Genomic DNA, 22,746 nt, shown 5'->3' with positions numbered 1-22,746 from the left:
TTGAAATTATCGAGGGTCACTTAATGCCAGACCATGTACATATGTTAGTCAGTATTCCACCAAGGATAAGTGTTTCAAGTTTCATGGGTTATTTAAAAGGTAAAAGTGCACTCATGATGTTTGACAAACACGCCAATCTCAAGTACAAGTTTGGGAATCGGCATTTTTGGGCGGAAGGTTATTATGTGAGTACGGTTGGACTCAATGAAGCCACAATTAAGAAATATATTCAAGATTAAAGAAATTATCTATTGGATGATTTCTTCACGAGTATGAAAATTTGAGAACGAGTAAAGCATGATATAGCACTAGATAAATTAAGTGTAAAAGAATATGAGGCTCTCTTTAGGGATAGTGGTAAGTAATACTAAAGCCTCTTTATACTCTTCGAAAATCTCTTCAAACCACGTCAACGTTGCCTTGCCGTACTCAAGTACAGCCTTCGGTTAGTTTCCTAGTTTGCTCTTTGATTTTCATTGAGTATTAAGAGGCAAGTGACGAGTCAAGAGCAATAAGGCTTGAACAACGTGAAGAGTCTGGGACAATAGTCTCTTGTCTTCAAAAAAAGCAACGGATTTGCCGTTGCTTTTTTGCATGGTTGCGATAGTCTTGATAAAATAGAATTGCCCAATAAACCATTTAGAAAGGCTATCCCATGCATATTCACTATAACACAAATCAAACAACTTTACCACTAGAAATCAGTTCTTTATTGCCACAAGACCATCTCGTCTTTACTATTGAAAAAGTGGTGAATACCTTGGAATATAGTCACTTCCATGCCTTCTATCATGCCTTTGGTCGCCCGTCTTATCACCCTAAAATGCTTGTATCTACTCTTCTATTTGCCTATTCACAAGGGATTTTCTCTGGTCGAAAAATTGAAAAAATGATGGTTGAAAATCTGGCTATGCAATATCTAACAGGGCAGTTGCTTGTCAGCTATCGCACCATCAATCGTTTTCGAGTCGCTGAAGGGATGGAAGAACTCATTCGTAATCTTTTCATCGACCTCAATCTTCGTTTAAAAATGGAAGAGTTAGTGACTTTAGATTGCTTGTTCATTGACGGGACTAAGATTGAAGCTAATGCCAACAAGTATAGTTTCGTGTGGAAGAAAGCGACAGAGAAATTCTCCGCCAAACTTCAAGAACAGATACAGATCTATTTTCAAGAAGAAATCACACCCCTTATCCATCAGGCTATTAAGCTGGATGAAGAAGAACCAATTTCTTCAGAGCAGTTGCTTGCATTCGCTCAAGTCCTTGAAGAAGAATTGGAAAAACTGAACCAGGACATTGAGGAGACCCCCGTTAAAGGAAAGGATGAACGTAAAACCCAGCGTCGTAAACTCAAGAAAGTTTTGCGTAAAGTCAAGGATGATTTTTCAGTACGTGCTGAAAAATATGAGAACTATCAGGAGACATTTGAAGGACGCAACAGTTTTTCCAAAACCGATCCAGATGCCACTTTTATGCGAATGAAAGAAGACCATATGAAAAATGGTCAACTCAAGGCTGCTTATAATCTTCAAATCGCTACTGAAAACCAATTTGTTCTTCACTATGATGTCTTCTCAAATCCGACAGATACCAAGACTCTTCTGCCCTTACTTGAAACCTATCCGCATGACGTAAAGACAATTGTCGCAGATGCTGGATATGGAAGTGAAGAGAACCTCCTTCGTTTAGATGAAAAGAAGGTGAAGCATCTGATTAAATATGCCATGTTTGACAAGGAACAGAAGAGAGGGTATAAACAGTCAGCTAGAAACTTAGCGAATTGGCACTATAATGACAAGGAGGATAGCTACACACATCCTGATGGCTGGTGCTATCGTTTTCACCATATCAAACATCAGAAAACACAGACGGACTTTCAACAGGAAATCAAGGTTTACTACGCAGATGAACCTGAATCAGCTCCTCAAAAGGGACTCTATATGAACGAACGCTATCAAAACTTGAAAGCTAAAGAATGCCAGGCGCTTTTATCTCCCCAAGGTAGACAGATTTTCGCTCAACGCAAGATTGATGTGGAACCTGTCTTTGGTCAGATAAAGGCTTGTTTGGGTTACAAGAGATGTAATCTGAGGGGCAAGCGTCAGGTGAAAATTGACATGGGCTTGGTACTTATGGCTAATAACCTCCTAAAATACAATAAGAGAACGACTCAAAATTAAAAAGCTAGAGAGTTCCGCAATTGGAAAGCTCTAGCTTTTTTGTGGTCGAGAACTATTTTGTCCCAGGCTCGGTAATTTGGGCTTATAGCCCTTGGTTCAAACCACCCGTTAGACGGGTGGTCATGATTAGATTAAGCCTTCTAAGAGACCTTTCATAAAGTTTTCTGAGTTAAACTCTCCAATATCATCGATTTTTTCACCAAAACCAATCAATTTTACAGGAATATTGAGTTCTTCTCGGATGGCTAGAACCACACCACCTCTAGCAGTTCCATCAATCTTAGTCAAGACAATTCCTGTCAAAGGAGTGATTTTCGAAAATTCTTTGGCCTGTACAAGAGCGTTTTGACCTGTTGATGCATCAAGGGCTAAGAAAGTTTCATGGGGTGCTTCTGGCACCACACGTTTGATGATACGACCAATCTTTTCCAACTCAGCCATGAGGTTGTCCTTATTTTGCAGACGACCAGCGGTGTCAATCATGAGAATATCGATACCTTCAGCTACGGCACGTTCCATACCATCAAAGACTACACTAGCTGGGTCAGCTTTTTCAGGTCCAGTCACAACTGGAACATCTACTCGTCGGCCCCATTCAGCTAGCTGAGCTACTGCCCCTGCACGGAAGGTATCTGCTGCAACCAGCATGACCTTCTTACCAGCTTGTTTGTAGCAGTGGGCTAGTTTCCCGATAGAAGTTGTTTTCCCAACACCATTAACCCCCACAAAGAGCATGACTGTCAAGCCATCTTGGAAGTGGATACGTTCATCGTAGTTGCCATCCTTTTCATAAAGCTCAACCAATTTCTCAATGATGACACGCCGTAGTGCGTCGGGTTTCTTAGCGTTTTCAAGCTTGGCTTCGTAGCGTAACTCCTCAGTTAAGTTTGAAGCGACTTGAACACCAACGTCACTCATGATCAGCAATTCTTCCAGTTCCTCGAAAAATTCTTCGTCAACAGAGCGGAAGTTAGCAAAGAAAGCGTTCAAGCGAGCACCGAAGCCCGTACGAGTCTTCTTAAGACTGCGGTCATATTTTTCCTGAACAGTTTCTTCTGCTTGAGGAATTTCTGGTTCAAGAACTTCAGAACTATTTTCTTCTACAGTTTCTATGAACTCAGGATTCTCTTTCACTGCGACTTCTTCTTGTTGAACTTCTACAACTGATTCTGAATCCTGACTTTCTTCAACTGTGTCTTGATTTTCCTCTTCTTCAAACACAGCTTCTTCAGCAACTTCTGCATCTTCTTGAGGAACTTCCTCAGCTTCTGTAAGAGAAGACTCAACATCTTCAGACAAATCAAGATTTTCCAGAGCTTCTTTTACAACTTCTTCGATTTTAGGTTCTTCTTTTTTTCCGAATAGACGGTCAAATAATCCCATATCTTAGTTCTCCTTTAGCACGTATTCTTCGATAGCCCAGACGACAGCCTCTTCATCGTTGGTCATTGGCGTCACTACATTTGCGACTGCCTTAACTTCAGGAACAGCGTTTTGCATGGCAACACCGAACCCTGCCCATTCAATCATAGAGAGGTCATTGGCCTCGTCACCACAAGCCATGACTTGGCTTTGGTCGATTCCGAGATGGCTGATTAGTTTTGCTAAACCTGTTGCTTTATGAACATTCTTTGGTGACCACTCTAGCAACATTTCACGTGATTTAAAGATTTCATATTGGTCAAACAATTCTAGAGAAATCTTCTGAATGGCTGCATCCAAGGGTTCTTGAGCAAAGGCGGTCACGCATTTGTTGTAGGTCATTTGACTAGATAAGTCTTCAAAGTCCACTGGAACAAAGGTCAAAGCTGGATTGAATTTGGCATAAAGACTTTCTTGGTCAGATTGAATTTGATAAACAGTTCCTTCTGAAATAGCATCAAGAGGCAGTGATAATTTCTCTGTTTCTTCATACAAGCGTGCCACATCATCATATGAAAAGACTGTCTTATCAAGGATTTCACCTGTATTTTTCTGAACCAAACCACCATTAAAAGTAATCGTATACTCATCTTCCTGGCCGTCAGTCCCTAGCTCATGGAGGAAGAAATCCATGGCTTTTAAGGGACGACCAGTTGTCAATACGACCTTGATACCACGATCACGCGCAGCTTTCAGGGTTGCCTTGGTACGATCCGTCAACCTTTTATCAGTAGTCAGCAAGGTCCCGTCCAAGTCCAATGCAATCAATTTTATATCTGCCATTATAAGCCCTCCATATAAGCTATAACCGACTGGTCCTTATGGTGACCAATCACAGTTTCTACTAATTCTAAAATTTCTGGTCGCGCATTTTCAGGAGCCACAGGATGACCGACAACCTGCATCATGTGCAAGTCATTTAGATTGTCTCCAAAAGCCATAACCTGATCCATTGTGATACCAAGTTTTTTAGCTAATTCAACAATGGCCACACCCTTATCGACATAGTCCAGAACGATATCAATAGATTCAAAGCCAGTTGTCATAGCCTTAACACCAGGAACGTTTTCGTTTACCCAAGCTTCTCCAGCTTCAAGCGTTTCTTCTGTGAAATTGGTTGTAAATTTGAAAATATCATCTGTGATATCTTCTAAACTCGCTACTTTTTGGATATTTTCATTATAATGCTGGCTCTCTTTCAAATAGGTCTCATCAACCGTATCTAGCACATAAGAGCCTTTTCTCCCCGTCAAGAGCAATTTATTGATATCTACATAAGGTGACGTTTTCAGCTTTTCAAAAGTCGCCAGATAAAACTCACGAGACATGGTCGCTTCATACAAATCCTGACCTTGATACTCTACCAAACTGCCATTTTCAGCGATGAAAATAATGTCATCACGAACAGCAGCAAATAACTTTTCTAGAGACAGAAATCCGCGACCCGAAGCCACCGCAAAGTAAATCCCTTTTTCCTTGTAGGAAGCTAAGAGAGACTTAAGGCGATCCATATCAAAGCGCCCATTTCCATCTAGGAAGGTTCCGTCCATATCCGTTGCTACTAGTTTAATTGTCATCCTTCAATACTTTCTAAATCTTTTAACTTAACCGAAACAATTTTTGAAACACCCGATTCCTGCATGGTCACTCCATAGATGGAATCAGCCGCTGCCATGGTTCCCTTACGGTGGGTCACAACGATAAACTGGCTGTCCTTGTCAAAGCGGTTGAGGTAATCCCCAAAACGTTTTACATTGGCTTCATCCAGCGCAGCTTCCACCTCATCCAAGATGACAAATGGGATAGTCTTAACTCGAATGATAGAAAAAAGCAAAGCTAGAGCCGACAAGGCTTTTTCCCCACCACTCATGAGGTTGAGAGACTGAATTTTCTTGCCTGGCGGTTGGACAGAAATCTCAACCCCAGCTGTCAGCAAGTCTCCCTCAGTCAAAATCAGGTCTGCCTGACCTCCACCAAACATCTGATTGAAGGTCACTTTAAAGGACTCACGAATGGCCTCAAAGGTTGATTTAAAGCGTTCCTTGACCTCATCATTCATCTCTGTGATGGTTTCAAGAAGCAGGTTTTTCGCAGACAAAATATCATCACGTTGGCTATTTAGGAAATCCAGACGGTTGTGAACTTCTTCATACTGTTCAATAGCTTCTAAATTGACAGGCCCCAGTGAGCGAATAGCCTTCTCCAAATCCTTAACTTCCTGCTCCGCCAGATTGAGATTTTCCAACTCATGCGCCTTTTCTAGAGCTTCAGTATAGCTAATCTGGTACTGGTCTGTTAATTGGCTTTGTAGATAGCGCAAGCGCTCGCTGATCTTTTCTTTCTTGGCTTCAGCACGTGTTTGCTTGCGAATCCACTCTTCATTCTGCTGGCGAGCCTGGTACAAATGACTGGCAATATCATCCAGCTGACCTTCTATATCATCCAATTCAAACTGCTTGCGAATCAAACCTTGTTGAAGATTTGTTTTTTGAGTTTTGGCTTCTTCGGCCTGCTGACTGAGCAAATCCGTATCAACTTTCTCAAGATTATCAACCTTTTCTTGAAGGAGGCGTTGGATTTCCTCTTGTTCGATATCTAAATTATCCAATTCCTTGCCTAAACGCTCAATATCAGCCACTTCATAACGTTTTTGCCCTTGCAGTTCTGTCTTAAGCAAGCGTGCTTGCGCTAGCTCTTCCTGCAAGTTTTGATAGCGTTCTTGGATGGCATTTTTGTTAGACTTAATCTCTTCAATCTCAGCTTCCAGATTTTGCTTGTCACTGGCGATAGTAGTAAGGCGCTCTTGGCATTTTTCCTTATCCGCTTGCCAATCTCCCTCAGAAAGACGATTTAATTCTCCTTCTTGGAGTTTCCAAAGAGTTTCCAGTTCCTCAACTTGCTGACTGGTCTGCTGATAAGCGAGGGCCAAGCCCTGCTCCTGAATACGAGCCTGCTCTCCTTGAGATTTGATGGCTTCTAATCTTTCTGTCAATGAAACCACCTCCTCTTGCAAGATTTTCAAACTCGCCTCTTCTGAACGAAGACTTGCTTCTTCTTCAGCAATTTCTTTTTGTAATTGCTCCAGTTCTGGCTTGATGAAAATGCTATTATTCTGGCGATTAGCTCCACCTGCATAGGAACCACCTGTACGCAGCTCTGTCCCATCCAGTGTCACCATGCGAACCTGATAACGAACTTGTCGAGCAGCTTCACGCGCATGTTCTACGGTATCAAAGATAGCCGTCGTAGCTAGCAAGTTCTTGAAAATAGCTTCCAGTCTAGTATCGAATGTCACCAGCTCATCTGCCATGCCCAGAAATCCTGGACTTGCAGCGATAGCATCTTGGTTCTGGCTAGAAATCGTACGCGCCTTGATCGTTGTCAACGGAAGGAAAGTCGCACGACCAGCTCTATTTCGTTTTAGGAAATCAATTGCCTTGGTTGCCGCATGTTCATCTTCCACGATGATATGCTGACTGCTGGCTCCAAGCGCAATCTCTAGGGCAGTTTGATAATGCACATCAAAGGTCAGATGCTCACTGACTGCCCCAACAATCCCACCTAGGCGGTCTTTTTCTTGGAGAACACTCTTGACACCTGCATAAAAGTTACTATGGTTTCTAAGGATATTTTCCAAACTTTGGGCTCTAGCCTGCTTGTTTTTGAGACTATCCAGACGGTCAAAGAGTTGACTTTGTTGAGCTTGATAGGAAGTTTTTTGCTCCTCTTGCTCCTTTGCACAGACTTGGTAGTCGGCCAGTAATTTATGAACCTGCTCCTTGGCAGTTTCAAGTTCTTCTTTTTGATGACCAGCCTTCTCTTTAGCTGTAGCCAACTGTTCTTTTAGCTTTTCTAATTGATCTGCTTGTTTTTGAGAAAGCTGACGACTATTTTCCAACTCGTTTTCGATACGGGTCAACTGGTTTGAGACATCCGCTTCTTCTTGTAAAAGGGCTACAAAGCGTTCACGTAAGAGCTCAATCATCTGATCTGGATCATCTGAAAAAGCCAGTAATTCAGCCTCTAAACGATTGAGTTTTTGATTATTTTGGACTAGATTTTCCTCTAAGAGGGCTAAAGAGCTTTCCTTATCAGATTTTTCTTTGCTGAGTGAATTTCTCTTATCCTCCAAAGCAGCCAAACGGGCTTGTGCTTCCTGTTGATTGAGGGCTACTTGCTCAGATTCCAGTTTCGATAGGGCTAATTTTCTCTCTAAATCACTAATCAGACTGGTCAAATCCATCAAACTACCTTGGTCTTTGGCCATTTCAGCCTGCAAATCTTGGCGTTGCTTCTTGAGATTCTGATTTTCTTCTTCTAATTTTTCACGCTTCTGGTAGTAGCCCGTCAAGAGTTCCTGAACCTGTGCCAACTCTTCTTCTGTAGACTCTAGTTCAGCCTTATTTTCCTTGATTTGAGCAACCAAAACGTCTAAATAAATAGCCTTGCGTTGACCTTCCAAGTCTAGAAACTTACGGGCATTTTCAGCTTGCTTCTCAAGAGGCTTGATTTGATTATCCAACTCGTAGATAATATCCTCTAAGCGGTCTAGATTATCCTGAGTTTGCTGCAGTTTGCTCTCAGTTTCTTTTCTGCGAGTCTTGTATTTTAAAACTCCAGCAGCTTCTTCAAAAATAGCTCGGCGTTCCTCAGGCTTGGAATTAAAAATCTCCTCAACCTTTCCTTGGGAAATGATGGAGAAGGAATCTCGTCCCAAACCTGTATCCAAGAAAAGATCGTGAATATCACGTAGACGCACTTTCTTGCCGTCAATCTTGTATTCGCTATCTCCACTACGATAGATATGACGTTCGACTCTGATTTCTTGACCTGCATCCTTGATAAATCCGTCATGATTATCCAGAGTCACAACTACAGAAGCATAATTGAGCGGTTTGCGACTTTCAGTTCCAGCAAAGATGACATCTGGCATCTTGCCCCCACGGAGGCTCTTAACACTTGACTCCCCCAAGGCCCAACGCAGACTTTCTGTAATATTCGACTTTCCAGATCCATTGGGGCCAACGACTGCCGTCACACCTTGGTCAAAGATGACCTTGGTCTTGTCAGCAAAAGACTTGAATCCCTGAATTTCGATTTCCTTTAAATACATGAATCCAGCCCTTTCTCAACGGCATTTTTGGCAGCTTCCTGCTCTGCTAGTTTCTTAGAACGACCTTGACCTTGACCGATACTCTTACCCTCAACAAGAACTTCTACTTCAAAAACCTTATCGTGGGCAGGACCTGTTTCAGAAATCACCTGATAACGAATAGCCACATCCCCATTGACCTGTAGTAACTCTTGGAGATGGGTTTTGTAGTCCGTAATCATCTCAAATTCGCCTGCTTCAACCTTAGGAATCATGACTTGATAGATAAATTCCTTGACCTTGGCCACATCCTTGTCCAAAAGGAGAGCACCAAGAAAGGCTTCGAAGGCATCACCAAGAATGGTGTCACGATTGCGCCCCCCAGATTTTTCTTCCCCCTTACCAAGCTTGATAAACTGATCAAACTGGCAATCACGCGCAAAACCAGCCAAACTCTCCTCACGGACAATCATAGCACGGAGTTTGGACAAATCACCCTCAGGCTTTTTAGGATATTTTTTATACAGATATTCTGAAATCAATAACTGTAGAACAGCGTCTCCTAAAAATTCCAAGCGTTCATTGTGTGAAATTTTTAAGAGGCGATGCTCATTAGCATAACTCGTATGAGTAAAGGCAGTTTCCAGTAACTTTTTATCTGCAAACTCGATTGCAAAATGGTTCTTTAGTACAGTTTGTAATTCTTTCATACCAACCTCTTTCTAACTGATAACAGTCCTTTTTATTATATCAAAAAAAGCCCCCTGAGTCACTTTAAAACGGGACTGGAAAGCATTTGGGCATTCTTTAAAATAAGATTTTCAGTTTTAGGGAAAAATTTGAGGCAGGATAAAGAAAAAAGCCCTATTAAAGGCTTTTTAGGATGTTTACATCCACCCTGAGGGAATCGAACCCCCATCTCAAGAACCGGAATCTTACGTGATATCCATTACACTAAGGGTGGAAACTTGTTTTATTATAACAGAAATTTGCTCTAATAACAAGTTTTTTTCTGGCCATATAGCCTGTCTTAGTGGGAAGCATCCCCATTCCAGATAGAATTTTTCACAATCACATAATCAACGTGTTTAAGGTCAGCAACTTGACGTCCACCTGCATAGGAGATAGCACTTTGAAGGTCTTGTTCCATCTCAGTTAAAGTGTCTTGCAGATGACCTTTGGCAGGAAGCAAGATACGTTTGCCTTCCACATTTTTGTAAGCACCTTTTTGGTATTGAGAAGCTGAACCGTAGTACTCTTTGAACTGTTCACCATCGACTTCAATGGTTTTTCCTGGACTTTCGATGTGTCCTGCAAAGAGGGAACCAATCATAACCATGCTGGCACCGAAACGTATAGACTTGGCAATATCGCCGTGAGTACGAATCCCTCCATCAGCAATAATCGGTTTACGGGCAGCCTTGGCACACCAACGGAGAGCAGCCAACTGCCAACCCCCTGTACCAAAACCAGTCTTAACCTTGGTAATACAAACCTTACCAGGACCGATTCCAACCTTAGTAGCATCCGCACCCGCATTTTCCAACTCGCGAACTGCTTCTGGTGTTCCCACATTTCCAGCAATAACAAAAGTATCTGGCAATTCTTTCTTGATGTGTTGAATCATAGAAATCACGCTATCTGCATGACCATGGGCAATATCAATCGTGATGTACTCTGGAGCATCAGCCTTGAGCTGGCTAACAAAATCATACTCATAGTCCTTAACACCGACAGAGATAGAAGCAATGAGCCCTTGATCGTGCATGCGTTTGATAAAAGGAATGCGTCCCGCCTCATCAAAACGATGCATAATGTAGAAGTAGGCCCCTTTAGCCAGTTGCTCTGCTACATTTTCATCCAAAATCGTTTGCATATTAGCTGGTACAACAGGTAGTTTAAAGGTGTGATTTCCTAGAGTGACGCTTGTATCCGCTTCTGCACGGCTTTTAATCACACATTTATTTGGAATCAATTGAATATCTTCGTAATCAAAAATTGGAAATTCATTTAACATATCGATGTCTCGTTTCTTTTATAATGACCTACCTATGCTCTCGCATCACTACGTCTTTTCCGACGTTTCCTTAATTTATTATAAACCAAAGTACAGTTTTTGTCAAATAATGTTATAAATTAAAATATATTGTTCGGATTTTGTTGTATAAATAACAAAAGAAAAAGGAGAGATTATTTTCTCCCCACTCCTTTTCTATCCTAATAATACTCTCCCTGTCTGTAGTCCCATGAATTAAAGCTATCTGACAGGTGCATCATGATTTTATCAATGTCAAGCCCTTTACGGATAACGACTGGTGCTGGTGAAGTTGAACGTGCTCCTCCTTGTTCTGGGATGAGTTTGCCGTCTTTATCAACCATAGAGACCATCACACCTTGCTCGTAGCGAGTTTCAATCGTTTTGTCAGGCTGGATAGATGCCACATAGTCGTCCGCTTCGATAACAAGGTCAACTGCCCCTTCGATACGTTCTCCGATACCTTCTACCTTACCACGATTCCCTTTTCCAGATGGGTTTGCAGATGAGGCGTAGACCATCTTGCCTTCTTCCCAAAGTTTGGCAGCCAATTGTTCACCAGCTTTCCCAAACTTGATAACGAAACAGCTAGTACCACGAACGTCAGTCATCAGTTCTTCACGACCATCCCCATAAGCTTTGAGTTTTTCAAAAGCTTCTGGTTTCCAAGGAAGGATACAACCAAGAAGAATATCTTCATCCCAATGTTTTTGGTAGAAGGCTTCAATTTCTGAGTTGAGCTGCGCTAAAGCACGGAGCTCATCCATGCTACCACAGAGAACAACACCTGGTTTGTTTCGGTTGCGCTCTTTGGCTGCGAACTTGCGTTCAAGACCTGCCTTATCGCTAGTCATGATGATGTAACCAACTTTGGTAGGGCAAACGATACAACCGCCCTCACCTTTTAAAATGTCATAGCCTTCTTGTGAAAGTGTTCCGTTCCATTGAATGTGTTTTGTCATAGTTCTATATTTCCTTTTCTATTTTTCTTCTAATCTTGCCAGTAGGCTGGTCGTTGTTTTTCATAAGCAGCAATCAAATCTTCATACTGCAAGGTAATACCGATATCATCTAAACCATTTAAGAGTTTGTGTTTCCACTCGCTATCGATTTCAAAAGTGAATTCTCCAATTGGTGAGATGATTTTCTGTTGTTCCAAGTCCACAGTTACCTGATCAGTCGGTTGCAGCTGAGCCAGTTTCTCTCTAACCTCTCTGGGCTGTACAATAGGCAACATGCCATTATTGAGTTCATTATTGTAATGAATATCACCGAAAGACCCTGCAATCACGACCTTAAAACCATAGTCCGCTAGAGCCCAAGCTGCGTGTTCCCTCGAAGACCCTGCCCCAAAGTTGTCTCCTGAGATGAGAATACTAGCTTTCCGATATTCAGGTCGGTTAAAGACAAAGTCTGGATCCTCAGTATACTTATCGTCCAAATAACGCCAAGCATACATGAGGTACTTACCAAAGCCTTTTTTATCAATTAACTTGAGAAACTGCTTGGGTAGGATTTGGTCGGTGTCGATGTTATCATTCATGAGAGGAACGGTCGTTCCCGTATAAACTGTAAATTTCTCCATATCCTCTCCTTACTGGGCTTCTGACATTTGCCGAACATCTACGAAACGCCCTGCAATAGCTGCCGCAGCTGCCATGGCTGGACTGCAGAGATGAGTTTTAGCGCCGAAGCCTTGTCTGTCTTCAAAGTTTCGATTGCTGGTTGAGGCGCAGTGAACACCATCAGGGACCTTGTCAGGATTCATCCCTAGGCACATGGAGCAACCCGGGTCTCTCCACTCAAATCCAGCATCTAGAAAGACCTTGTCCAAGCCCAACTTCTCAGCAGCTCGTTTCACAGGACGAGAGCCTGGGACTACGATAGCCGTTAAGTTGGGAGCAATTTTCTTCCCTTTGACAAATCGCGCAGCCAGTTGCAAATCGCTGAGACGAGCATTGGTACAAGATCCGATAAAGATATAGCCTAGTTCAATATCTGCTGGCTTTTGACCAGGCTCCAAGTCCATGTAATTATAGGCTCGTTCATCATTCATATCCTTAATTTCTGGGAAACTGCTGTCAAAGTCAACTCCCATAGCAGGATTGGTTCCCCAGGTTACCATAGGAGCCAAGTCTGAGACATCCATCTTGATAACCTTATCATAAACGGCATCATCATCACTGACAATTGTTTTCCAATCCGCCACAGCCTCCTCGAAAGCTTCTGGAACACATTCGCGTCCCTTGAGATAATCATAGGTAGTCTGATCTGGATTCATAATTCCCATCTTGGAGCCAAACTCGATGGACATATTGCAGATGGTCATTCTCTCTTCCATGGTCAAAGCATCAATAGCCTGCCCACGATATTCCACCACATATCCAACACCACAAGCAACGCCGTACTTGGCAATCAAGGCTAAAATGAAGTCCTTGGAATAAACTCCCTTTTGAGGAACACCTGTGAATTCCACCAGCATTTTCTTGGGTTTGACCTGCCAGAGGGTCTGGGTAGCAAAGACATGCTCAACCTCACTGGTCCCAATTCCAAAGGCGATTGCTCCGAATGCTCCGTGGGTTGCCGTATGGCTGTCTCCACAGACGATGAATTTTCCTGGTTGGGTTCGTCCTGTTTCTGGACCAACCATGTGTACGATCCCCTGTTTTTCAGAACCGTGGGCCGCATGTTCAATCCCAAATTCCTCAACATTTTCAGCAAGCTTATCAATTTGCGCTTTAGAAATCACATCTCGAATATCGTAGATATTGACGGTCGGAACATTATGATCGAAAGTTCCAAATGTCAAGTCTGGTCGTCTCAATCTACGACCTGCATCTCGCAATCCTTGAAAAGCCTGTGGACTAGTCACCTCGTGGATATAATGCTGGTCCACATACATGAGTTGGGGCTGCCCCTCTTCTCCTGTGATGACATGACGGTCCCATAATTTATCAAAAATCGATTTTCCTGCCATCCATTACCTCCAAATAAAATATAAGGCTACAATTGTAGTTACCATCCCGAGAAACCAAACCGTTTTAAAGTACCATTTTCTAGTCTTGTGATGAAAGGTGATTCCTGCTAGCCAAGCTCCAAATCCACCACAAGTAAAGGATAAAATAAGTAAGATTTTCTCTGGGATGCGCCAAACTCTTCTCCTTGCCTTAGATTTGTCAATACCATAAATCACGAAAACCATGACATTCCAAATCAAAAGGACTAGAGTAATTTTTTCGTCTAACTTCATAACCTTGCAATAATAGCTTCTGTCATTTCCTTAGTAGAAGCCTGTCCTCCTAGATCTCTCGTTAATATACCAGCTGCTAAACTTACCTCAACAGCACGCTCGATACGTTCCGAATCCTCATAACGTCCAAAACTATCTCTCAACATCATAGCCACTGATAAAATCATGGAGATAGGATTTGCAATTCCTTGACCTGCAATATCAGGCGCTGAACCGTGAATAGGCTCATAGAGACTTGGACCCTTTTCAGAATGACTGGCTGATGGCATAACTCCAAGTGTGCCAGATAGAACGCTGGATTCATCAGATAGAATATCTCCGAAAAGATTCTCCGTCATAATGACATCAAACTTAGCAGGATTGGTAATCATGAGCATGGCAGCTGAGTCGACTAGCTGGTGCTCCAAGGTTACATCTGGGAAATCCTGTGCGACTTCCTCAGCTACTTTCCGCCAGAGTTTTGAGGTCGCTAGAACATTTTGCTTATCGATACTAGTAACGATTTTTCTGCGATTTCTTGCAATTTCAAAGGCTTTGCGAATAATCCGTTCTACTTCCTCATAGCTATAGTCGTTGATATCACGCGCTTTTCGCTCTTCAAGGATATGTTCCCCAAAGTAGATACCACCTGTCAACTCACGCACAACTACAAAATCTACACCAGCAATTCGTTCTGGTTTGAGTGGTGACAAATGTTTGAGACTATCAAAGATTTTTACAGGCCGAATATTAGCGTAAAGATTGAGTTCCTTACGGAGAGCCAGCAGGCCTTGTTCAGGGCGAACCGCTTCTCCATCATACTGAGGACTACCGATAGCTGCTAGTAGGATAGCATCTGCTTCTCTACATACCTTGAGGGTTTCATCAGGTAAGGGATGCCCTGCAGCATCAATTCCTGCACCTCCGAAGGGTCGTCTGTCAATCTCATAGTCAAAACCTGTTTTTTCAGCTAGAGCTTCCAGAACCTCTAAACCAGCCTCCATGATTTCTGGACCGATTCCGTCCCCTGCTAGAGCTACTATTTTCTTTGTCATAGCCTTCTCCTTTACACACTAGGCATATCGCGGTAAGAAACGCTGCGTCCCATCTCACCAGCATTCTCTTTTTGAACAAAGGTATTGGCATTGATGTAGGCAATAGCCGATGCTTTCAACACATCGAAATCAAGCCCTGCTGCATTAAAGATGGTTTCTGTATCTCTGTTTTCAACAGTGACCAAGACCCGAGCTTGGGCATCAATTCCATCTGTCACAGCGTCAATAGTATAGGATACCAAGCGGACAGATTGGTTAAAGAACTTATCGATAGCGTTAAAGATTGCTTCAACGGAACCTTGCCCTGTCGCATTAAATTCGACCTTCTCACCATCCATATTGGCTAGGCTAACAAGTGCTTCAATGTCATTTTCTGCATGAGTTTGAAGTTGTAAATCATCAAAGTGGAATCCTTCTGGATTTTCAACCATGGTTCCAGCTACCAGAGCTCGAATATCTGCATCTGTGATTTCTTGTTTCTTGTCTGCCAGAGCCTTGAACTTAGCAAAGAGTGGTTTGATGTCCTCTTCTGAAAAGTCTAGGGCCAATTCTCTTAGTTTTTCAACAAAGGCATGGCGACCTGACAATTTACCAAGCGGAAGACTATTGCTCTTAACACCAACCAATTCAGGTGTGATGATCTCATAAGTAAGAGGATTTTTAAGGACTCCGTCTTGGTGAATACCAGATTCGTGAGAAAAGGCATTACCACCAACCACAGCCTTGTTTTTAGGAACCGGAATACCTGAGAAGCGAGAAACCATTTCTGACGTATTTATTGTTTCATTTAAAACAATACTGGTCTCTGCTTGGTAGTAATCTTGGCGAATATTGAGGGCAACTGCAACTTCTTCCAAAGCAGCATTTCCAGCTCGTTCCCCGATACCATTGATAGTCCCTTCAACACGACCTGCCCCATTCTTGACAGCTGCAAGGCTATTTGCTACTGCCATTCCAAGGTCATCATGACAGTGAGGTGAATAGATAATCTGACGATCTGTCTTAACATTCTCAATCAGGTGTTTGAAGATAGCACCGTACTCTTCTGGAGTGGTGAATCCAACCGTGTCAGGGATATTGATATAAGACGCCCCTGCATCAACCGCTGTTTGAACAACTTGCAAGAGGAAATCCAACTCTGTTCTAGTTGCATCCTCAGGAGAGAATTCGACCACTTCAAACTTAGAACGTGCATAGGAAACATGCTCCTTAATAGCTGCCAAAATCTCTTCCTTGCTCTTATTGAGCTTGTACTTGCGGTGAATGGGACTGGTAGCAATAAAAACGTGAACCTGTGGATACTTGGCGTCCTTGAGGGCCTCATAACAAGCATCAATATCAGACTTGACAGAGCGGGCTAAACCAGTCACCGCTGTTTTCTTCAAGACCTTAGCAATCTCCTGCACTGCCGTAAATGAGTCTGGACTAGCCGCTGGAAAACCAGCTTCAATTGCTGAAATGCCCCATTTCTCCAGCTGCCTTGCGATGGCAATTTTTTCTTTGATTGAAAAATTAACACCTGGTGTCTGTTCTCCATCCCGAAGGCTAGTATCTAGAAATTCAACTGTTCTCATAAGATTTCCCCTTTTCCAAATGTGGTTTTAAAAAAAACATCTCGCTCAGAAACCCAAGCGAGATGTTGATTTACTCCCGCCTGGTAAGCCAAACAGGACTAATGCTTTTTGCACTAGCCCGAGTACCTCAACAACAAAGCAAATTGATTAAACTTAGCTGTTTTCATGTTTGACTTTCTCCTTTGTTTGATATCTTGTTTAGTATTTTAGCATAGGCACAAGCACTTGTCAAGAAAAAATCCAATATTTTCTGAAAATTTCTTCAGTATAGAATATTTAGCTAATTTAAAGTTCTTGAAAATCCTTGAAATGTTTCATTTTTTAAAGGTTAAGTTCCAACTTTTTTCTATCAATTCCAGTACTGCTGAATCTGACAAGGTATCATCAAAAGCCACACTAATCCAGTAACGTTTGTTCATATGAAAGGCTGGGTAAATGCCCTTTTTTAAAAGCAAGTCAGCTACTTGATCGTGTTTGAGATTGACTGCTTCCACCTGTCCTTCTCTGCCCTTTTCCAGCTTATCCCAAGAGATTTTCATCAAGACGGCATACCACTTTTGATTGCCTTCATGTCTTAACACTGCCGTATCAGGCGATTTTTCCCACAGATACTCCAACTGGTTTCCATACTTTTCCTGAACTTGTGTCATAATTCGCTTAGTCTGAGGACAGATAAAATCCTGTACCTCAAAACAAGCCTTCCGAATCTGGTAAAGAATCTCCAGACAAGCCTCACGGACACTTGCAACAAAACTTCCTCTCATACTTTCCATATGAACTTGAGGATAGAGGTCACCTATTTCCTGGTCAAAGACCTGAAAACTCACATTATCAGCAGTGATGGAGACTGTCATGACAAAGTCACCCTGCAAGATAGTGAAACTATTGGTCCAAACTCCACCACTTTCTACAAAACCATAATCACGAGCCTTTTCTTGATTAAACTGATAGGATTTAAAAATTTCAAACATAAGTGAAAACTGCTACCCAAAGCTAGCAGTTCCTTTCTTTTTTTTAAAAGACAACCTTGGTTCCATGTAATTGTGTTACACCTAGCTGATCTATAAAGGTTTGACGGTTGTCCAAGTCAATCCCCCCACCTGGTAGAATTTCAATTTTACCTTTAGCATGTTCCAAAATTCTTTGATAGTGAGCAAAACGTTTCTCTAGAGAATCCCCAGACACACCCGCACGAGTTAGGATACGGGTGACACCAGCTTGTCTAAGCCAGTCAATGGCTTCCAACTGATCTTCATCACTCAATTCATCAAAGGCCATGTGGAAGACAATTTCCATCCCTTTGGATGCCGCAATTAACTTTTCAAGATTAGGCTTATCCAACTTCTTCTCAGCAGTTAAAGCCCCAAATACAACCCCTTGACTTCCAGCCTGAGCAGTCAAACGAATGTCTTCTAGCATGATTGCAATTTCCATATCATTATAGATAAAGTCGCCACCACGAGGACGAATCATGGTCATAATGGTCGTATCATAGTTAGCTGCCAGTTCAACTGCTGCCTTGGTCACTCCATAGCTGGGGGTTGTTCCACCAACTGCTAGATTATCACAGAGTTCGATTCGGCGAGCTCCAGCCTGCATCGCTTTTTCAAGCAAGGTCACATTTTCAGCACAAAATTCGTAAATCATTTGATTCTCCTTGAGTATTACTTTAAATTTATTATATCATATTGTTGTGAATATGCTTTCAATTTTATCAAGGGAAATAGTTACAAATTTTACTTATTCTTTGTCTGGAATGACCTTGAAGAGATAATAAGTGATAAAGATGGTCAAAGCTCCCAGACCGATTTTAACTGGTAATAGAGGAGCAAAATAAATGGAAATTCCCATCAGAATGTAGATGGATACGATGATTTTTTTCTTACGTTCACGCGCAATAGACTTAGTCTCGCGAAAATCAGCTACATATGCTTGATAGAGCTTGGTATGGTAAAGCCAATCTTCGAAGCGCTTGGAACTTCTGGAGAAACAAGCAATAGACAACAAAAGGAAAGGCGTTGTCGGCAACAAGGGTAAAACAACCCCAACAATAGCCAAGGCCAGTGATAAAAAACCAATAATAAGATAAATAATACGCATAACTACTCCTAATTAAAATAATCTTCTTCTAGTTTCGCATACAATGATGAATTTTGTCAAGCTCCAACCAAAAAGAGCCTGAAATTCACTTTCAGGACTCTCCTCTTATTTAATCTTTTCTTCCTCGTAGTCACCCTTGCCACAAACAACCTGCTTGCCACCACCACGGACTTTTTTCTCCATGAGGAAGTTGCCACATTTTGGACAGTCACGACCAACAGGCTTGTCCCAAGAGGTAAATTCACATTCTGGATAGCGATTGCAACCATAGAAGAGGCGGTTACGTTTTGTTTTACGCTCAATGATTTGTCCCTGATGACAACTTGGACACTCAACACCAATCTCTTTCACGATTGCTTGGGTATGACGGCAATCTGGGAAATTGCTACAAGCGTAGAACTTACCAAAACGACCAAGTTTAATGACCATTGGACTACCACACACTTCACAGTCAAATCCAGCTGGTTCATCCTTAATCTGGATTTTTTCCATTTCTTCTTCAGCCTTGGCGACTTCTTTAGAGAATGGTTTGTAAAAGGCGTCAATAACGCGTTGCCACTGCTCTTTTCCGACCTCGACATCATCTAGTTTACCTTCCATTTCAGCTGTGAAGGTCACGTTTACGATATCTGGGAAATATTCAACGATGAGCTTATTAACAATTTCTCCCAACTCTGTTGGTTCAAAACGTTTGGCTGCAAGGCGAACATAATAACGTTTCTGAATGGTTTCAATGGTTGGCGCGTAGGTTGACGGACGTCCAACCCCATTTTCCTCCAAGGTCTTGATCAGTGTCGCTTCAGAATAACGAGCAGGCGGTTGAGTGAAATGTTGCTCTGGTTTACTATTAACCTGCTTGACCACATCTCCAACAGCCATGTCTGGTAACATCTTATTCTTGTCAGAATCATTATAAATGGCAAGATAACCATCAAACTTAACCTGACTACCATTGGCAGCAAATTGAACCCCATTTTGAGACAATTTAACAGCCATGGTATCAAAGACAGCAGCTGTCATCTGGCTAGCCACAAAACGATTCCAGATAAGAGTATAAAGCTTGAGCTGATCCTTGTCCAGATACTTAGCGATGCTTTCAGGTGTATTAAAGACACTAGACGGACGAATAGCCTCGTGGGCATCCTGAGCTCCTGAAGCATTTTTGACCTTGCTACCATGCTTAGAATACTTGCTACCAAAACGGTCCGTAATGAAGCTGGCTGCTTCATTTTGCGCTACAGGACTGATACGAGTCGAATCAGTACGCATATAGGTAATCAAACCTTGAACACCAGAACCGATATTAATTCCTTCATAGAGCTGTTGGGCAACCATCATGGTTTTTCTAGTACGGAAATTGATTTTATTGGCAGCATCCATCTGCATAGATGAAGTGGTATAAGGTAAAGGAGCATTGCGTTTGCGCTCTTTCTTATCCACCTGATCCACTGAAAAGTCTTTGCTAGTCAGACGAGACAAGACTTCCTTGACCTCATCATTACTAGTCAGTTTCAGCTTTTTACCATCCACTCCATAGAAGGAAGCCTGAAATTGCTTGGTTCCCTTTTTAAAGACAGCATCAATTGTCCAATATTCTTCTGGTTGGAAGGCATTGATTTCATTCTCACGATTAATGATGAGTTTAAGGGCAATGGACTGAACGCGACCTGCTGATAAGCCCTTCTTAACCTTCTTCCACAAAACAGGCGAAATTGAATAGCCTACCAAGCGGTCTAGGACACGACGAGCCTGTTGGGCATCGACCAAATCCATATCAATCTTGCGTGGTTCTTTAAATGCATTTTTGACTGCATCCTTGGTAATTTCATTGAAGACCACACGGTTGGCATCATTTTCATCCAAGTTGAGAATATGGGCCAAATGCCAAGAAATCGCTTCTCCTTCTCGGTCCGGGTCACTCGCAAGAAAGACTTTATTAGCTTTTTTGGCTTCTTTTTTCAAGTCATTGATGAGAGGACCTTTTCCTCGGATATTGATATATTGCGGTTCATAATTATTTTCAATATCGACGGACATACTGGATTTCTTCAAATCCCGAATATGCCCGACACTGGCCAAAACCTTGTAATTTCTGCCTAGATATTTCTCAATCGTTTTCGCCTTAGCAGGCGACTCCACGATGACTAGATTTTTTTTAACTGTTGATTTTTTCTTTTTTGTTGCCGTAGCCACAGTATCACACCTTTTCAAAGTAATAAACTTTATAAAGTGTAAACCATTTTGCCATAACTGTCAAGACTTAGCTCCTATAATAGAAGAAAAGTTTGTCTAGTAAGCGGACTTTCTTCTTATACTCAATGAAAATCAAAGAGCAAACTAGGAAGCTAGCCGCAGGTTGCTCAAAACACTGTTTTGAGGTTGCAGATGGAAGCTGACGTGGTTTGAAGAGATTTTCGAAGAGTATTAAAATTCAAATTCCGCAAGAACATCCTTCCCACTTGTGACCAATTTTGCTCCTTCTTGGATCAAATGATGGCAACCGTCTGATAGTCCATCTAAAATGCTACCAGGAATAGCAAAGACATCGCGGCCTTCTTCCATCGCTCGCTCACAGGTAATGAGACTTCCCGAGCGCATCTTGGCCTCTGCTACAATCACACCTCGGCAAAGTCCAGCAATAATGCGATTACGGGCAGGAAAATGAAATTTCAGAGGTTGTTCACCAGGTCCATACTCACTGAGAACCAAATGCTCATTTCCGATGTAGTCTTGCAAACGTTTATTAGCTTTAGGATAAAACACATCCAACCCTGTTCCAATCACTGCAATGGTTTTTCCACCATTCTGCAGAGCTGCCATATGAGCTGCTGTGTCTATCCCCTTGGCTAATCCACTGACAATAACCAGTTCATTTTCCAAGCCTTGAATGACTTTTTCAACTGACTTAGCTCCCTGTTTGCTACAAGCACGACTCCCCACAACCGCTACCTTAGGAAATTTCAAGAGTTCAAGATTGCCCTTATAAAATAAAAGCACAGGTGCATCATAAATTTCACTCAAGTCCCAAGGATAACAGTCGTCTAAAATAGAGAAAGATGGAAATTTTTGAAATTCTTTCTCCAAATGCACATCGTCTATCTGAAAATAACGTTCCATAAAAACAGCTGGATTTCGGCAACCTGATATATCTGCAATATCGCCTAACAACAGTTCTTGATCAACATTTTCACCGTATTCTAGGACCTTCAAAATCTGTTGATTGGTCAAACCTGATTTTTTTAACTTATAGATTTCATAGTTTGTGATTTTCATAAATAACTCCATTTCTTTTTCTACTCATCTATTTATTCGTAAAAAAATCAAAAAACATCCGACTATTTCAGCCAGATGTTGGAATCATTAATTCTCGTTTTTAAGAATTTCTTCTAATTTATGATAGTCTTGGACACTGTCAATTTCATAGATGCTATTACCTTCTAATTCTTCAACATAGACATCTAGCTCTTTGATATTGTCCTTAACCATATTGTCCCAGTAGAGATCAACAAATTCGCCACTTGCATAGGCCTTGTCGATAAAGCTTACAATCTTTTCTGCAGTTGGAGCATCCCAGAAGGATACACCACTAAGGATACGACCAGCCTTGCTATCAACAGTAATGTCTTGAACCTTATAGTCATCTCCATAGACCAAGAACCATTCGTTGGTACAATCTTCACGATAGACACTAAAATAAGTCGAACGTGTCAAATCATTGCGGAACATATTTTTAAAGAGATAGTTATCGGCATCAATAACATAGCTGTTGGCCAATTCTTCTTTTACAAGATAGAGAGAGTAAAAGTTATTGTAGTCAGCGTATTTATCATTGAAAACGAGGCGAACACCGTACTTTTCTTTTAAGTAATCGAATTGTTCTTTAAGGTAACCAACGATGATGATGATGTCATTGATTCCTTTTTCTTTTAAAAACTCAATTTGGTATTCAATCAAGGGTTTTTGATTAACCTGAACCAAGGCTTTAGGGGTATTTTCAGTCATAGGACGCAAGCGAGTTCCCAAGCCCGCTGCTAAGATAATGGCTTTCACACGAATC

At 41.8% G+C, this 22,746-nt stretch carries 20 protein-coding genes, 1 tRNA gene and 1 pseudogene; 2 read left to right on the top strand and 20 right to left on the bottom strand.

What is annotated here, in order from left to right; genetic code table 11:
* Positions 1–236 (top strand): annotated as a pseudogene (tnpA, locus tag D8787_RS12110) (IS200/IS605 family transposase); the annotation flags it as partial.
* A gap of 237 nt (positions 237–473) precedes the next feature.
* Here tnpA and D8787_RS11865 read toward each other — a convergent pair.
* On the bottom strand, positions 474–695 hold the full coding sequence (locus D8787_RS11865) for a hypothetical protein (protein WP_125421516.1): 222 nt from the start codon (positions 693–695) through the stop codon (positions 474–476).
* Between D8787_RS11865 and D8787_RS05325 the strand changes: the two genes are divergently transcribed.
* Positions 656–2,182, top strand: a complete 1,527-nt coding sequence (locus tag D8787_RS05325; RefSeq protein WP_125421513.1) for an IS1182 family transposase — start codon at positions 656–658, stop codon at positions 2,180–2,182. The two genes, D8787_RS11865 and D8787_RS05325, sit on opposite strands and share 40 nt — an antisense overlap.
* Positions 2,183–2,308: 126 nt before the next feature.
* Here the strand turns inward: D8787_RS05325 and ftsY are convergent, their stop codons facing one another.
* The 19 genes from ftsY to D8787_RS05230 all read right to left on the bottom strand — a co-directional run bounded on the left by ftsY (position 2,309) and on the right by D8787_RS05230 (position 22,739).
* Positions 2,309–3,565, bottom strand: coding sequence for a signal recognition particle-docking protein FtsY (ftsY, locus tag D8787_RS05320; RefSeq protein ID WP_125421510.1), 1,257 nt, complete (start codon positions 3,563–3,565; stop codon positions 2,309–2,311).
* Between the two features lie 3 nt (positions 3,566–3,568).
* Positions 3,569–4,387 carry a Cof-type HAD-IIB family hydrolase gene (locus D8787_RS05315; protein ID WP_125421507.1) on the bottom strand — a complete coding sequence of 273 codons (819 nt, stop codon included), beginning with the start codon at positions 4,385–4,387 and terminating at the stop codon, positions 3,569–3,571.
* Positions 4,387–5,181 (bottom strand): Cof-type HAD-IIB family hydrolase, encoded by a 795-nt coding sequence (locus tag D8787_RS05310; RefSeq protein ID WP_125421504.1) that lies wholly within the window; start codon positions 5,179–5,181, stop codon positions 4,387–4,389. The genes D8787_RS05315 and D8787_RS05310 overlap by 1 nt, the downstream gene beginning before the upstream one ends.
* Positions 5,178–8,717 (bottom strand): chromosome segregation protein SMC, encoded by a 3,540-nt coding sequence (gene smc, locus D8787_RS05305; RefSeq protein ID WP_125421501.1) that lies wholly within the window; start codon positions 8,715–8,717, stop codon positions 5,178–5,180. The genes D8787_RS05310 and smc overlap by 4 nt, the downstream gene beginning before the upstream one ends.
* The gene (gene rnc, locus D8787_RS05300; protein ID WP_000661481.1) at positions 8,708–9,406 is read right to left on the bottom strand and encodes a ribonuclease III; all 699 of its coding nucleotides are present in this window, start codon (positions 9,404–9,406) and stop codon (positions 8,708–8,710) included. Before rnc ends, smc begins: the two co-directional genes overlap by 10 nt.
* Positions 9,407–9,588: 182 nt before the next feature.
* Positions 9,589–9,660: transfer RNA gene (locus D8787_RS05295), tRNA-Arg, on the bottom strand.
* A 66-nt stretch (positions 9,661–9,726) separates the two neighbouring features.
* Positions 9,727–10,713 (bottom strand): GMP reductase, encoded by a 987-nt coding sequence (locus D8787_RS05290; RefSeq protein ID WP_125421498.1) that lies wholly within the window; start codon positions 10,711–10,713, stop codon positions 9,727–9,729.
* Positions 10,714–10,913: 200 nt separating this feature from the next.
* Entirely contained in the window at positions 10,914–11,693 is a 780-nt protein-coding gene (locus D8787_RS05285) for an L-threonylcarbamoyladenylate synthase (RefSeq protein WP_125421495.1), read from the bottom strand.
* A gap of 29 nt (positions 11,694–11,722) precedes the next feature.
* On the bottom strand, positions 11,723–12,316 hold the full coding sequence (gene leuD / locus D8787_RS05280) for a 3-isopropylmalate dehydratase small subunit (protein WP_045607021.1): 594 nt from the start codon (positions 12,314–12,316) through the stop codon (positions 11,723–11,725).
* A 9-nt stretch (positions 12,317–12,325) separates the two neighbouring features.
* A complete protein-coding gene (gene leuC / locus D8787_RS05275) occupies positions 12,326–13,708 on the bottom strand; it encodes a 3-isopropylmalate dehydratase large subunit (protein ID WP_125421492.1) in 1,383 nt (460 codons plus the stop codon).
* Between the two features lie 3 nt (positions 13,709–13,711).
* A complete protein-coding gene (locus tag D8787_RS05270) occupies positions 13,712–13,981 on the bottom strand; it encodes a DUF1294 domain-containing protein (protein WP_125421489.1) in 270 nt (89 codons plus the stop codon).
* Positions 13,978–15,015, bottom strand: coding sequence for a 3-isopropylmalate dehydrogenase (gene leuB / locus D8787_RS05265; protein ID WP_125421486.1), 1,038 nt, complete (start codon positions 15,013–15,015; stop codon positions 13,978–13,980). The genes D8787_RS05270 and leuB overlap by 4 nt, the downstream gene beginning before the upstream one ends.
* An 11-nt stretch (positions 15,016–15,026) precedes the next feature.
* Positions 15,027–16,589 carry a 2-isopropylmalate synthase gene (locus D8787_RS05260; protein ID WP_125421483.1) on the bottom strand — a complete coding sequence of 521 codons (1,563 nt, stop codon included), beginning with the start codon at positions 16,587–16,589 and terminating at the stop codon, positions 15,027–15,029.
* A gap of 314 nt (positions 16,590–16,903) precedes the next feature.
* On the bottom strand, positions 16,904–17,560 hold the full coding sequence (locus tag D8787_RS05255; RefSeq protein ID WP_125421480.1) for an MmcQ/YjbR family DNA-binding protein: 657 nt from the start codon (positions 17,558–17,560) through the stop codon (positions 16,904–16,906).
* A gap of 43 nt (positions 17,561–17,603) precedes the next feature.
* The gene (locus D8787_RS05250) at positions 17,604–18,236 is read right to left on the bottom strand and encodes a copper homeostasis protein CutC (protein WP_125421477.1); all 633 of its coding nucleotides are present in this window, start codon (positions 18,234–18,236) and stop codon (positions 17,604–17,606) included.
* Between the two features lie 93 nt (positions 18,237–18,329).
* On the bottom strand, positions 18,330–18,689 hold the full coding sequence (locus D8787_RS05245; RefSeq protein ID WP_001220352.1) for a YbaN family protein: 360 nt from the start codon (positions 18,687–18,689) through the stop codon (positions 18,330–18,332).
* 105 nt (positions 18,690–18,794) lie between these two features.
* Positions 18,795–20,882, bottom strand: a complete 2,088-nt coding sequence (topA, locus tag D8787_RS05240) for a type I DNA topoisomerase (RefSeq protein WP_125421474.1) — start codon at positions 20,880–20,882, stop codon at positions 18,795–18,797.
* Positions 20,883–21,113: 231 nt separating this feature from the next.
* Entirely contained in the window at positions 21,114–21,962 is an 849-nt protein-coding gene (gene dprA, locus D8787_RS05235; RefSeq protein ID WP_125421471.1) for a DNA-processing protein DprA, read from the bottom strand.
* A gap of 87 nt (positions 21,963–22,049) precedes the next feature.
* Positions 22,050–22,739: a sugar phosphate nucleotidyltransferase gene (locus D8787_RS05230; protein ID WP_000643974.1), complete on the bottom strand. Its 690-nt coding sequence runs from the start codon at positions 22,737–22,739 to the stop codon at positions 22,050–22,052.
* Positions 22,740–22,746: the final 7 nt, after the last annotated feature.

This window comes from Streptococcus mitis, assembly GCF_003944325.1.
Taxonomy (GTDB): domain Bacteria; phylum Bacillota; class Bacilli; order Lactobacillales; family Streptococcaceae; genus Streptococcus; species Streptococcus mitis_CW.
Note: the sequence above shows the minus strand (reverse complement) of the source record. Positions and strands in the feature narration are given on the sequence as shown.

Excerpts from the sequence above, each read along its gene's own strand:
- D8787_RS05325 (WP_125421513.1), top strand. The coding sequence starts at position 656 with ATGCATATTCACTATAACACAAATCAAACAACTTTACCACTAGAAATC.
- ftsY (WP_125421510.1), bottom strand. The coding sequence starts at position 3,565 with ATGGGATTATTTGACCGTCTATTCGGAAAAAAAGAAGAACCTAAAATC.
- D8787_RS05315 (WP_125421507.1), bottom strand. The coding sequence starts at position 4,387 with ATGGCAGATATAAAATTGATTGCATTGGACTTGGACGGGACCTTGCTG.
- D8787_RS05310 (WP_125421504.1), bottom strand. The coding sequence starts at position 5,181 with ATGACAATTAAACTAGTAGCAACGGATATGGACGGAACCTTCCTAGAT.
- smc (WP_125421501.1), bottom strand. The coding sequence starts at position 8,717 with ATGTATTTAAAGGAAATCGAAATTCAGGGATTCAAGTCTTTTGCTGAC.
- rnc (WP_000661481.1), bottom strand. The coding sequence starts at position 9,406 with ATGAAAGAATTACAAACTGTACTAAAGAACCATTTTGCAATCGAGTTT.
- D8787_RS05290 (WP_125421498.1), bottom strand. The coding sequence starts at position 10,713 with ATGTTAAATGAATTTCCAATTTTTGATTACGAAGATATTCAATTGATT.
- D8787_RS05285 (WP_125421495.1), bottom strand. The coding sequence starts at position 11,693 with ATGACAAAACACATTCAATGGAACGGAACACTTTCACAAGAAGGCTAT.
- leuD (WP_045607021.1), bottom strand. The coding sequence starts at position 12,316 with ATGGAGAAATTTACAGTTTATACGGGAACGACCGTTCCTCTCATGAAT.
- leuC (WP_125421492.1), bottom strand. The coding sequence starts at position 13,708 with ATGGCAGGAAAATCGATTTTTGATAAATTATGGGACCGTCATGTCATC.
- D8787_RS05270 (WP_125421489.1), bottom strand. The coding sequence starts at position 13,981 with ATGAAGTTAGACGAAAAAATTACTCTAGTCCTTTTGATTTGGAATGTC.
- leuB (WP_125421486.1), bottom strand. The coding sequence starts at position 15,015 with ATGACAAAGAAAATAGTAGCTCTAGCAGGGGACGGAATCGGTCCAGAA.
- D8787_RS05260 (WP_125421483.1), bottom strand. The coding sequence starts at position 16,589 with ATGAGAACAGTTGAATTTCTAGATACTAGCCTTCGGGATGGAGAACAG.
- D8787_RS05255 (WP_125421480.1), bottom strand. The coding sequence starts at position 17,560 with ATGTTTGAAATTTTTAAATCCTATCAGTTTAATCAAGAAAAGGCTCGT.
- D8787_RS05250 (WP_125421477.1), bottom strand. The coding sequence starts at position 18,236 with ATGATTTACGAATTTTGTGCTGAAAATGTGACCTTGCTTGAAAAAGCG.
- D8787_RS05245 (WP_001220352.1), bottom strand. The coding sequence starts at position 18,689 with ATGCGTATTATTTATCTTATTATTGGTTTTTTATCACTGGCCTTGGCT.
- dprA (WP_125421471.1), bottom strand. The coding sequence starts at position 21,962 with ATGAAAATCACAAACTATGAAATCTATAAGTTAAAAAAATCAGGTTTG.